Origin of the sequence: Veillonella montpellierensis DSM 17217, from assembly GCF_000426745.1 — a bacterium.
GTDB lineage: Bacteria > Bacillota > Negativicutes > Veillonellales > Veillonellaceae > Veillonella > Veillonella montpellierensis.
The window spans coordinates 1-12,020 of record NZ_AUFY01000024.1 but is presented as its reverse complement, the minus strand read 5'-3'; the positions used below and the strand labels follow the sequence as shown (position 1 = coordinate 12,020).

General features: G+C 37.8%; 9 protein-coding genes and 2 rRNA genes. 4 read left to right on the top strand and 7 right to left on the bottom strand.

Annotated features, from left to right (window positions below; genetic code table 11):
* Positions 1-67: 67 nt before the first annotated feature.
* The 3 genes from K357_RS0106490 to K357_RS0106480 are packed head-to-tail and all read left to right on the top strand — an operon-like array spanning position 68 to position 2,931.
* Positions 68-1,207: a bifunctional chorismate mutase/prephenate dehydratase gene (locus K357_RS0106490; protein ID WP_028257979.1), complete on the top strand. Its 1,140-nt coding sequence runs from the start codon at positions 68-70 to the stop codon at positions 1,205-1,207.
* 7 nt (positions 1,208-1,214) lie between these two features.
* Positions 1,215-2,456, top strand: a complete 1,242-nt coding sequence (locus tag K357_RS0106485) for a shikimate kinase (RefSeq protein ID WP_028257978.1) — start codon at positions 1,215-1,217, stop codon at positions 2,454-2,456.
* Positions 2,437-2,931 carry a type II 3-dehydroquinate dehydratase gene (locus K357_RS0106480; protein WP_028257977.1) on the top strand — a complete coding sequence of 165 codons (495 nt, stop codon included), beginning with the start codon at positions 2,437-2,439 and terminating at the stop codon, positions 2,929-2,931. Before K357_RS0106485 ends, K357_RS0106480 begins: the two co-directional genes overlap by 20 nt.
* Before the next feature lie 859 nt (positions 2,932-3,790).
* Here the strand turns inward: K357_RS0106480 and K357_RS0106475 are convergent.
* From K357_RS0106475 to nikB, 5 genes are read right to left on the bottom strand one after another with little or no spacing between them, the layout of a single operon-like run.
* Positions 3,791-4,813 carry an ABC transporter ATP-binding protein gene (locus K357_RS0106475; protein WP_244869386.1) on the bottom strand — a complete coding sequence of 341 codons (1,023 nt, stop codon included), beginning with the start codon at positions 4,811-4,813 and terminating at the stop codon, positions 3,791-3,793.
* A complete protein-coding gene (locus K357_RS0106470; protein ID WP_028257975.1) occupies positions 4,800-5,597 on the bottom strand; it encodes an ABC transporter ATP-binding protein in 798 nt (265 codons plus the stop codon). The genes K357_RS0106475 and K357_RS0106470 overlap by 14 nt, the downstream gene beginning before the upstream one ends.
* Before the next feature lie 19 nt (positions 5,598-5,616).
* On the bottom strand, positions 5,617-7,182 hold the full coding sequence (locus tag K357_RS0106465) for an ABC transporter substrate-binding protein (RefSeq protein WP_028257974.1): 1,566 nt from the start codon (positions 7,180-7,182) through the stop codon (positions 5,617-5,619).
* 46 nt (positions 7,183-7,228) lie between these two features.
* On the bottom strand, positions 7,229-8,062 hold the full coding sequence (gene nikC / locus K357_RS0106460; RefSeq protein WP_028257973.1) for a nickel transporter permease: 834 nt from the start codon (positions 8,060-8,062) through the stop codon (positions 7,229-7,231).
* Complete coding sequence (gene nikB / locus K357_RS0106455; protein ID WP_028257972.1) at positions 8,062-9,003, bottom strand: nickel ABC transporter permease; 942 nt, start codon at positions 9,001-9,003, stop codon at positions 8,062-8,064. Before nikB ends, nikC begins: the two co-directional genes overlap by 1 nt.
* A 1,112-nt stretch (positions 9,004-10,115) precedes the next feature.
* On the opposite strand from nikB, the gene K357_RS0106450 reads away from it, so the two are divergent.
* On the top strand, positions 10,116-11,099 hold the full coding sequence (locus K357_RS0106450; protein WP_038113784.1) for a M14 family metallopeptidase: 984 nt from the start codon (positions 10,116-10,118) through the stop codon (positions 11,097-11,099).
* A 632-nt stretch (positions 11,100-11,731) separates the two neighbouring features.
* Here K357_RS0106450 and rrf read toward each other — a convergent pair.
* Both rrf and K357_RS0106440 read right to left on the bottom strand, forming a co-directional pair.
* Positions 11,732-11,848: ribosomal RNA gene (gene rrf, locus K357_RS0106445) — 5S ribosomal RNA — on the bottom strand.
* A gap of 62 nt (positions 11,849-11,910) precedes the next feature.
* Positions 11,911-12,020, bottom strand: a 23S ribosomal RNA gene (locus tag K357_RS0106440); the annotation flags it as partial.

Below are 12,020 nucleotides of genomic sequence, written 5' to 3'. Positions count from 1 at the left end.
ATAGATACAATTTGCCAAGCGAATGTTATACTTTCTACGTACTGTAACCATTACCAAAGGAGATCTCATGAGCCTAGACGATTTACGAAAAGAAATTAACGCTCTCAACGAAGAGCTACTCACCTTATTCAAGCGACGTATGGCCGTATCTAAAAAGGTGGCAGAAGAAAAAGCACACATTGGAAAAGCCGTCTATGATGCCAAACGCGAGCGGGACATACTAGATATGGTCACCGCCAAAGCTGGCCATGATATGGATTTATATGCACGCCGCTTTTTTCAAAACATTTTCAGTCTAAGTCGCACCTATCAAGCGGAACAATTATTCAAAGATACAGAATTTTCTAAACGCATTGAACGTGCCGTAAAAGCCTCTCCTAAGTTACCACCTCAACGTGGAGCGGTAGCCTGTGCAGGCATATTTGGTAGTAATGCCCAACTAGCTTGTGATAAATTATTGCCCTTAAGTCAAATTCTCTATGTAAATTCCTTTGCCTCTGTGTTTGAAGCCGTCGAATCAGGTGTCTGTGAATTCGGCGTATTGCCCATTGAAAATAGCTCTAACGGTTCTGTCAAAGAAGTGTACGACTTGTTAGAGAAAAAAAACTGCTACATCGTTCGCGCTACGAAACAGTGGATTTCTCACGATTTATTAGCAGTGCCACAGGCATCCCTTGACACGATTCGCACCATCTATTCCCATCCGCAAGCACTTGGTCAGTGCAGCACTTTTTTAAAAGGGTTAGAACACATAGAGCTAAAAGAATATGCCAATACGGCGATGGCCGCACAATTTGTGGCAGAGTCGAAGGATCCCACTATAGCCGCGATTTCTGCTCCTATTTGTGCAGATATCTTTAATCTAACGCCGCTAGCTAAACATATTCAAAACAATGACAACAATTATACTCGTTTCATTTGTATCGCTAAAACATTAACCATATATCCAGGGGCCAATAAAATTAGCTTAGTCAGTACGGCCCAGCATACACCAGGTGGTCTAGTTTCCTTATTGAGTAAATTTGCCGATCTAGGTATGAACTTGACGAAACTAGAAAGTCGCCCTATTGAAGGTCATAATTTTGAATTTCTATTCTACTTAGATTTAGAAGCGTCCCTCATTGATCCTAATGTACGTGCATTACTATCTGAGCTCGATGCGACACAGGATAAATTTAGATTACTAGGAAACTACCCAGAAAGTTAGGTATCTTATGAAGTTTGGACTACTCGGCATGACCTTAGGTCATAGTTATTCGCCACGCATCCATCACGATCTTGGCAATGCAGGCTACGAATTATTTGAATGTGATCCATCACAATTATCTACATTTTTTAAAGATCCCGCCTTACAAGGTCTTAACATTACCATTCCCTACAAGGTAAAAGCCTTAGAAGCGTGTCATACCGTGTCTGCCATCGCTAATCGCATTGGCTGTGTCAATACAATGGTACACCAAGAGAATGGTCAATGGTATGGTCATAACACAGATTATGACGGTTTTATCTACATGTTACGACGTGCACATATTCCTATCAAAGGCAATCACTGTTTAGTGTTAGGCGATGGAGCCACTTCAAAAACAGCGCACGTGGCTCTCACAGATTTAGGGGCCCGCTCAATCACACATCTGTCACGTCATACGTCGCCTACCTACGATGCTATCGAACAATTCTATGAAACAACGCAAGTTATTATTAATACAACCCCTGTCGGTATGTATCCTCATAATCCTGATACGCTCATCGATGTAGGCGCATTTCATCATCTAGTGGGCGTTAGTGATGTTATCTACAATCCCCATCGTACGGGCCTACTCATCCAAGCAGACTCGCTCGGCATCCCCTCTACAGATGGATTACCCATGTTAGTTGCCCAAGCCGTCTATGCAGCCAAACTCTTTCAGGGGCAAGACTATGATGACCATACAATTGAAAGCATCTTGCAATCCCTTCGCCAAGAATTAGAAAATATTGTTCTAGTGGGTATGCCTGGTGTGGGAAAGACAACTGTCGGTCGCCAATTGGCAAAAGTGCTCCATCGGCCTTTTTATGACAGTGACGACGTATTTCTTAAAGAAACGGGCCAAAGTAGTAGTGCCTATATCAACATGTATGGAGAAGCGGCTTTTAGGGAGAAAGAATCCGCTATTCTACGAGAACTTGGTACAAAAACAGGCGTAGTCATTGCCACTGGCGGTGGTTGTGTTACGGTCCCTGAAAACTATATGTATCTGTGTCAAAATGGACGTATATACCAGATTACACGCCCCCTAGAGGAATTAGACATGACGGATCGACCACTCTCAAAAGGTGGCCTTCCTGCCTTACATCGACTGGCGACTATCCGTACGCCTATGTATGAAAGCTTTGCCCAATGCACCATCTCCAATCGAGTTGTATCTGAAACCGTTGCCTTAATTAAGGAGAATTTCTATGAAAGTATTAGTCATTAATGGACCTAACATCAATTTACTAGGATTACGAGAGCCTCATATATATGGCCATACTACCTATCATACATTGATTAAAATGATAGAAGAAAAAGCACGCACCCTAGGTATAACAGTCACATGCTTTCAAAGTAACAATGAAGGAGATATAGTGGATGCAATTCAAGCGGCTCGCTACCCGAGAGTAGTCGTATCATCAAATCCAGATATTACTTCGATTGGTATAAAAGCACCTTTTGATGCAATCATTATTAATCCTGCCGCGTATACCCACACGTCGGTAGCCATTTTAGATGCCTTACAAGGCGTACAACTACCCACCGTAGAGGTGCACATTTCTAACCCCCGCCAGAGAGAATCATTTCGTCATACTTCCTACGTAGGTATCTATGCAGAAAAGACTATCCTAGGGGAAGGATTAGAGGGCTATCTACACGCATTAGAATATATAGCAAATACCTATCAACCTACTACATAAGACGTGGCACGATAGTGGAGAATCTACTATGCATAATGTAATGCCTATTATCTAATCAGCCGCCTATCTACTATCTGCTTACGCACTACATATGCATGGTGTCAATACACATTAATAGGTACTCTATTATGACAGAATGTAGTGCCTACTGTATAGTTTCTAACATGCTAATAGATATCTTAGCAAGCGATGATGGTTTACTGACTTTTATACTCAATATTAACTACCGCATAGGTAGCTTAGAAATGAAAAGCTGTTTGAAATAACTGAAGCGTTGGGTTAACTACCGTGTAGGTAGCTTAGAAATGTTGGTGTTGCCAACGGGGTGCGATTAAGGCGTTAACTACCGCATAGGTAGCTTAGAAATCTAAGCCTGATATAGCTATAGAGATGTGGTCGTTAACTACCGCATAGGTAGCTTAGAAAATTGTTCAAAAAGTTTCTTACTGACTTTGACAGTTAACTACCGCATAGGTAGCTTAAAATCACGATTCGTATGTTCGTTGGGGCATACTCAAGTTAACTACCGCATAGGTACTGTATAATATCTAACATGCTAGTAGGTACTGTATCCTCTTCTACTAGGCACTATATAAACATGCCTACATATAAATTGACATCCCACATATCTAGTATATATGAAACGATCGTCGTGCTCCTTTCATACAAAAAGATTGTTACCTAACCGATTCATCATAAACAATGAATACCGATAGGTAACAATCTTTTTTATATATATAGTAACTAGTAAGGAGTATATACAAGTATGTACTGAATTGAATACGCACGATATACGTTAGCATACAACAAGACTAGGCTTAGTGCCATGCCTACTAAATCGATTCGTCCGGATCTAGTATCATTTCACTAAGTGACAAGCTACTTTATGTCCTACTTCAATATCTCGCAATAATGGTTTTTCTCGTAAGCAAATATCTTGACATTGAATGCAACGATTTTGGAAAGGACAGCCAACTGGTATATCTGCAGGACTTGGCACATCGCCAACCAAGGCTTCAATTGTATACTGTGGAGATTTCTTCACTTCAAATACAGATTTCAATAGGGCTTGTGTATAAGGATGTTTTGCCGTAGTCGCATCAAATGCCACATCTTCTAAATATTCAACTACATTTCCTAAATACATAACCGCAATTTGATGACTCATCATATCTACTAATGCTAAATCATGACAAATAAATAGATAACTCAGTCCTTTTTCTTTTTGCAAGCGTGCTAATAATTGGCAAATCGTTTCTTGTACAGATACATCTAACGCACTGGTTACTTCGTCACAAATAATAACATCTGGCTCTAATGACAAGGCCCGTGCAATGCCCAATCGTTGCCGTTGCCCACCGCTCATTGAATGCGGGTATCGATCTTTAAACTCTTCTGGCAACTCTACTAACGACAATAATTCACGTGCTTTTTGATCTACTTCAGATTTAGTGATGCGCCCAAAATTAATCAGCGGTTCACAAATAATATCTTTCACTAATAATTTGGGATTAAACGCTGCTCCTGGATCTTGAAATATCATCTGTATATGTTGACGGCTTTGTCGCAATGCTTCTCCCGTCAATTTCATAATATCTACCCCTTGATAGATAGCCTCTCCTGCTGTAGCCGGATGCATTTGTAATAACGTGCGCACCAACGTACTTTTACCACAACCCGATTCACCAATAATGCCTAAGGTTTTTCCTTTTTTCACAGGAAGTGAAATATCATTACACGCTGTTAAGACCTTTCCCCCACCGAGAGGAAACTGTTTTGTCACATGTCTAATATCTAGAACAATGGAAGATTCTATAGGTGTTACGACATCCTCACTAATCTCCTTATGAGACATCATAGTATTACATTTAGACTGCGTCATAAAAACATCTTCCCCCTATGGTTGGCACCGCATGGAGCAATTCCTTAGTGTAAGCATGTTGTGGATTGAACAACACGTCTCGAGTCGCACCACTTTCTACAACACGGCCTTGTTTCATAACCATGAGCATATCCGACATATAGGCGGCTACACCTAAATTATGAGTCACCACGATAACTGCTGCCTCTAATTCATCACGAACAGTAACGATTTGTTGTACAATCTGTGCCTGCATCGTTACATCTAACGCACTCGTTGGTTCATCGGCTAATAATAATTTAGGACTAAACGTCATCGCCATGGCAATCCCTATCCGTTGTCGCATACCACCTGATAGCTCGAAAGGATAGTTTTTCATAATTAGATCAGGATTCGGCAACCCTACACGAAGCAACATAGATTTTGCTAGATCTTTCGCTTGCTTAGTAGAAAGTGTCGTATCATGCGTTGTAATATAGTCCACAAATTGACTCCCGATACGACGAATGGGATTGATCATACTGCCACTGTCTTGAAAGATCATTGACATATCGCGCCCACTCATATGACGCCAATCTTCTCGCGTATTCTTACACAAGTCACGACCGTCATAGATAATCTGTCCCTTAGAAATGTAACCATTTCCTGGTAAACATCCCATAATAGCACGAATGACCGACGTCTTGCCACTCCCCGATTCGCCAACAATCGCTAATATTTGACCTCTATCTAATTCAAAGTTCACATCAGCTACGGTGACATTAGCGCCATAGCTGATTGCTAAGTCATTCACAGTTATTAACATAGTATATTCCTTATGTATCCTATTTATTTGCTGCTTTAATGGCTACATTAACCCAATAGTAATCGGCAGGTGTAATTTCTGCACCGATAACACTGCTAGAAGAAATCATATTAGTCTTAGGATACCCAAAGAAAATAGTGACTGCATCTTTCATAATAATTTGTTGCATTTTAATAATCAACTCTTTACGTTTAGCTGGATCAAATTCAGAGGATAATTGATCACTAATTGCATCAAATTCTGGATTGCTATAGCCCGATCCATTTTGAGGGTTAGAACCATTAATATTCGATTTCCAATATTGATTTAAGAATTTTTCAGGATCCCCTGTGCCAGCAGTAATAATATTAGAAATCATCAAGTCAAATTCGCCTTTTTCACGCATACCATCAAGCACATTATAGTCTACGTTTTGTAATTTAACATCAATGCCTACTTTTTTAGCATCTGCTTGTGTCGCCTCTGCATAGGTACCTAATTCAGCACGGCTTGTGTAGTATACAAAAGTAAGTGTCAATGGTTGACCATCTTTTTCTACGATACCATCTCCATCAGTATCCTTGTAACCTGCTTCTGCTAATAATTGTTTAGCTCGTTCCACATTATATGTATTTTCATCATTAATTTGATCAAATCCATAATCTAAGGAAGGTGGTACTGGCGCTTTACCAGTTAAGAATTTATCTTTTAACAATACTTTATTATAGGTTTCTCTATCTAGTGCAGAAATTAACGCTTTACGAACGCGAATATCGTTTAATGGTTTTCCTGGTGCCACATTCATAGATGCTAATACATCGCGTAAGGAAGAAATTTCAGATATTTTAAACTTATTGCTATCTGCAAATAGTGGCATATCTCCCGGTGCAATATTAACAGCAATATCCACTTCGCCAGATTGTAATGCCATAGCACGTGTATTAGGATCATCGATCGATGGAATTTCTACTGTTTTATAAGGCACCTTGCCATTCCAATAATTTTCATTGGCTTTCAATACAGTTTTTTCTGGTGTAAACGATTGTACTACATAAGGGCCTGTACCAATAGGTCCTTGTTTAGCAATATCTCGGCTCGTATCGCTCGTATCGATAATCAAGAATAATGGATCAGCTAAAATGCCTGGTAATCCAGCTGTTGGTTTTTCAGTATGGATTTTTAATTCTTGTCCATTCGCTTCTATCGATGTATAGGTAAAGAATGTTTTAGCACGATTTGATTTTTCAAAAACCCGTTCAATTGATTTTTTTACCGCTTCTGCTGTTACTTTATTTCCATTAGAGAATGTAGCCTTATCATTAATAATAAACGTCCATGTTAACTTATCATCACTGATAGACCATGATGTAGCTAGCCATGGTTCAGGGTTCATCTTATTATCAAATTTAACAAGACCTTCCCCTACACCATAACGCATAACAACCCAAGCAAAGTAGTTATCTGCTGGTTCTAATGTATCAGCAAATTTAGTAACCCCTACTTTTAATACATCTGGATCAGCACTTTTATTGCCCCCACAACCTGCAGCAAATGCCATAATCCCTACCATTGATGCAATAACTGCTAATCGTAATGATTTTTTCATACCTATACTCCTTTCGAATAGAACCAGCTCTATTCATACCATAAAACTAATGATTATCATATTTTGGGTCCAATACATCACGTAATGCATCACCCCAAAGATTAAAAATAACAACAGTCATAAAAATCGCTAATCCGGGGAAAAGCATAAGCCAAGGCGACGTTTGAATAAATTGACGGCCTTCATTTAGCATAACGCCCCATTCTGGTGTAGGTGCTTGTGTACCAAATCCTAAAAAAGAAAGACCAGCCAATTCCATCAATAAGGATCCAATATCTGCTACGGCAGTTACAACAGCAATTGAAATAACATTAGGTGCTATATGACGCCATATAATTGTCCACTTCTTACCGCCATTCACCATAGCTGCGTCTACAAAATCCTTCTTTTTAACTTGTAATACTAAACTGCGCACCAGACGAGCATATTTGGTCCATGTAACAATGGCTACGGCTAACACAGCATTAATGAGACTGCCTCCCATAATCCCTGCCACCGCAATGGCTAAAATCATACCGGGAAATGAAATCATAATATCGGAAATACGCATAATAACAGCATCAATCTTACCGCCATAAAAGCCTGCGATAATACCAAGCAATGAACCTACTACAAATACTATGGCTACTAAAATTAACGTACCACTCAAAGAATATTGCGCCCCGTAAATAATGCGGCTGAATGTATCTCGACCAAGTTTATCGGTGCCTAGCCAATGGTGCAAAGAAGGCTCTAATAAAGGTTCTTTCATATTCGCTTCAAATGGGTCAAATGGTATGACATAGGGTCCTAAAAAAGCAATTAATAAAATAATGCCCACTAAAATATTATAGAGTAAAAACTTTCTATCGGTTTGCAAGGCTCGTATATATTGCTCCATTATATACCTCCTTTTTTTAGACGTGGATCAAGTATGAGATATAGTGCATCAATTATCATATTGATAATCATATACATAAGAGCAATCCAAAGCACGATGCCTTGAATCGTAAAGAAATCGCGATACATGATTGAGTCAACTGCGAGTCGACCTAATCCAGGCCAACCAAATACAATTTCTACAACGGCTGTGCCGCCTAATAAATTCCCCAAAGAAAGTCCGACTAAAGTAATTAACGGCAACAAGGCATTTGGCAATACTTCACGCCAAAGAATATATCGCTCACTCATTCCTCTAGCTCTAGCGCCCACAACATAATCTTCATTTAATTGTTCGAGAATCGTGGCCCGTACTTGACGCGTAAACTTAGAGGCCATAACGATTGCCAATGTGGCGGCTGGCAAAATAATACTTTCAAAGTTTACATTACCACCTACAATAGGTACTAATCGCAACTTTAAGCCAAAAATCCAAAGTAGTATCAACCCTAGCCAAAAATTAGGTATGGATACGCCCCAAAACGTAGTGATACGAATAATGTAATCTGCCCATTTATCACTTTTCACCGCTGCATAAATACCTGCAGGAATTGAAACAATCAACATCATAATAATGGATGTACAGGCTAATAGTATAGTGGCTGGCAAACTGGCAAAAATTTTTTCCGTCACTGGCATTTTTGACATATAGGAATAGCCTAAATCGCCTTGCACCGCTTTTAGTAGCCAGTTCCCATATTGCACCATAAATGGTTGATCTAACCCATATTCATGGCGTACAGCTTCAATTTCCTCTTGTGATACAACAATATCTTGATTACCCACAATCATCAATTTAGCTGTATCACCAGGTGCCAATGTAACGAGGGCAAACGTTATAAAACTGATTCCTAGAAGAACAATAATAATTTGCCCCATATGACGTCCAATTATTCTCCACATTTCATTTGACAAGCAAAATTACCCCCGTTCTTTAGATGAAATTTTTATGTATCATATATGTCATCATCTATTCATGTATAGACAATCAAAATTTCACTAGTATGCTAACATCATTATTAATGAATTTTTATTTTCCCTATACATATCTCACTTTATAATTATGTAAAAAATAGTTTTTTTATAAAAAGTGTATATTTCGTATACCAGTCATATATACCTATAATTTTCATGTTCTCTTTTAAAGATATATAATTATATCTATATAGTCAACACTAAAATTATAACCATTAGGAATTACTGTTATAAAACTAATTTATTATTCATCTATTGAAGAATAATTTTATATATAAATATTCATTTTTTCATATAAACATTTGACTATATGTTTCTATATATTATATACTATACATACGACTTTATATTTTGATTATTATTCTCATAAAAAGGTAGTATTATATCATATATAGTACTACCTACGATTAAATAGATTGACTTCTATTATACTATTCTCTATTAAACCATTATAAAAAAATATTCTAATTATATATTATATTTTCACTATAATATATAATCACTATTATTTATGTTTATAGTTTTTTAATCAGTATGTCCCCATCTATGAACCACTGGTATAAAAAATTATATAATTATGTATTAGTACATATATTTATTTTTACACGCTATCATTCATAAACTGTACTTCATACACTGAAAGTATAGAATAATACCTATCATCAGTTATATAAGGTACAAAACACAACAAATAAATCCTATGTATAAACTAGTGGGTACCTAATAAATCTTGCCAATAAAACTCTATATCTAGCTAATAGATCAGCTTACATCGTATAGTACAAACATTCATCACCATTCATATTCACGCCTAGATATTTTATTTTTAGTTAAGATGTTTCTACATTGTATAGTATTAAACGTGTATCTACTGATTTTTCTATATATGCACTCACAAAATTTGCTTGCCTATAAAGGATGGACTCTCTGTATACACATATGAGAAAAATATTTTCTATTACTATATGGGCCATTACAAAATATCCCTATTCCAATAATGTTATATATATTCTATATATTTTATGTCAAAGGAGGTATGTATGCCATCGATTCAACATATTTCAATTCATGCAGGGGAAAAAATTCGAACCTACCTTCATGTAGGAACAAGAAAAAACTTTATGCCTATTACTATTATTTCTGGTCACACACCTGGTCCTACCCTTTTAATCACCGCCGGTATTCACGGTTGTGAATATCCTGGTATCCTAGCCGCCATTGAATTAGGAAGAGATTTATCCCCAATTGATATTCAAGGCACGCTCATTATATTACCAATAACGAATCCTACTGCATTTACAGAAAAAGTTCCCTACATTGTTCCAGAGGATCAAAAAAACTTAAACCGCGTATTTCCTGGAGATTGTAAGGGGACGTTATCGGAACAAATTGCCGCTATGATTATGCAAGATATTATTCCTCATATAGATTATCATGTAGATTTACATAGTGGTGATTTACCAGAAGAGCTAACCCCTTATGTATATTATCCCGGCAAGGCTAACCAAGATGACACAGTAAAAATAGCACAATCAATGGCACTCACTCTCGATATTCCCTACATGGTAGAATCAAACGCCTCATCTGGTGCTTATAACGCATCCGCCCTAGCTGGTGTACCATCCATTCTCATCGAGCGAGGTGGTATGGGGCATTGTTATCCCCACTATGTTAAGGCTTTTAAAGAAGATATCCAACGTTTATTAGCACACTTTCATATGATTGCCCCTACTAATACACACTTACAAAATCCTTTGCCTGTACCGACACATCGCCCTCGATTATTAACCAATGTCAATTACGTAGCAGCCCCTATTAGTGGGTGCTGGGTATCCAATGTACATGCTGGCCATATAGGGAAAAAAGGAGATCAATTAGGTATTATTACTGATATATTTGGCAATACATTGAAAGTAATCACTTCTGAATACGATTATGTAGTGCTATATCTTGAAACAGGATTATCTATCAAAGAAAGCTGTCCATTAATTGCTTACGCTCATCTACCTTATCAAAGTTCTTAGCCTATTTTATCCTATACTTTATCTCTAAAAGAATAAATGCCGCCGTCCTTAACAGATTTTTAGAAACCAATAATACATAAAATTTCTTTCTCTTGCAGTAATATTCTCTTCATCAAATCCCCTATATGCTGAATGCATCATAAATCTACATCATAAGAGAATTTTCTATCTAGCAATACATACACGTTCTTATCATTGTCCTTATCAGTCTAGTTGGCATGGAATTGTAATGGCTACTCTTCGATTGATTGATAAAAAACTATGAGCAATGAAAGAACTATGATGGTTAATTTTCAATTTACCTATCAACAGTACCGCCATAAAGATCAAACAGCCCATACAAATGCTGGCACACTAGTTGATTTTCAATGTATAACAAACGCACCCTCTCTTGGCGACATAAAAAAATATATTCCTAGAAAGATAAAACCTTATTTAATCCAGTAAAATCAAGGGAATCCAGACTTTTTAGCAACACTTTTTGTCCTATATGTAAAAGTTACTCAAAAAGATAAAATGCCGATAGAGCTAGTATTTAACTAGTTCTATCGGCATTAACAGCAACACTTTTTGTCCTATAACCCCATAAGCATAATAAAAAGCACTTACCCAAAGGTAAGTGCTTATCACTTAATCAGCAACTTCCTATCCTCCCAGGCCGTCGCCAGCCAAGTACTTTCGGCGTTTACGAGCTTAACTACTGTGTTCGAGATGGGAACAGGTGGAGCCTCGTAGCTATCGTCACTGAATCTGTCAGAGTTTGTACTCTGAAAACCGCATAGAAGATTTAGATAATTCACTAAGTAACGTATTAAGTAAAGCCCTCGATGTATTAGTACCAGTCAGCTCCACTACTCACACAGCTTCCACATCTGGCCTATCAACCATGTCGTCTACATGGACTCTTACTAGCTTATGCTA

Bases quoted from the DNA above. Each gene is read 5' to 3' on its own strand.
- K357_RS0106490 (WP_028257979.1), top strand. From the start codon at position 68: ATGAGCCTAGACGATTTACGAAAAGAAATTAACGCTCTCAACGAAGAG.
- K357_RS0106485 (WP_028257978.1), top strand. From the start codon at position 1,215: ATGAAGTTTGGACTACTCGGCATGACCTTAGGTCATAGTTATTCGCCA.
- K357_RS0106480 (WP_028257977.1), top strand. From the start codon at position 2,437: ATGAAAGTATTAGTCATTAATGGACCTAACATCAATTTACTAGGATTA.
- K357_RS0106475 (WP_244869386.1), bottom strand. From the start codon at position 4,813: ATGACGCAGTCTAAATGTAATACTATGATGTCTCATAAGGAGATTAGT.
- K357_RS0106470 (WP_028257975.1), bottom strand. From the start codon at position 5,597: ATGTTAATAACTGTGAATGACTTAGCAATCAGCTATGGCGCTAATGTC.
- K357_RS0106465 (WP_028257974.1), bottom strand. From the start codon at position 7,182: ATGAAAAAATCATTACGATTAGCAGTTATTGCATCAATGGTAGGGATT.
- nikC (WP_028257973.1), bottom strand. From the start codon at position 8,062: ATGGAGCAATATATACGAGCCTTGCAAACCGATAGAAAGTTTTTACTC.
- nikB (WP_028257972.1), bottom strand. From the start codon at position 9,003: ATGTGGAGAATAATTGGACGTCATATGGGGCAAATTATTATTGTTCTT.
- K357_RS0106450 (WP_038113784.1), top strand. From the start codon at position 10,116: ATGCCATCGATTCAACATATTTCAATTCATGCAGGGGAAAAAATTCGA.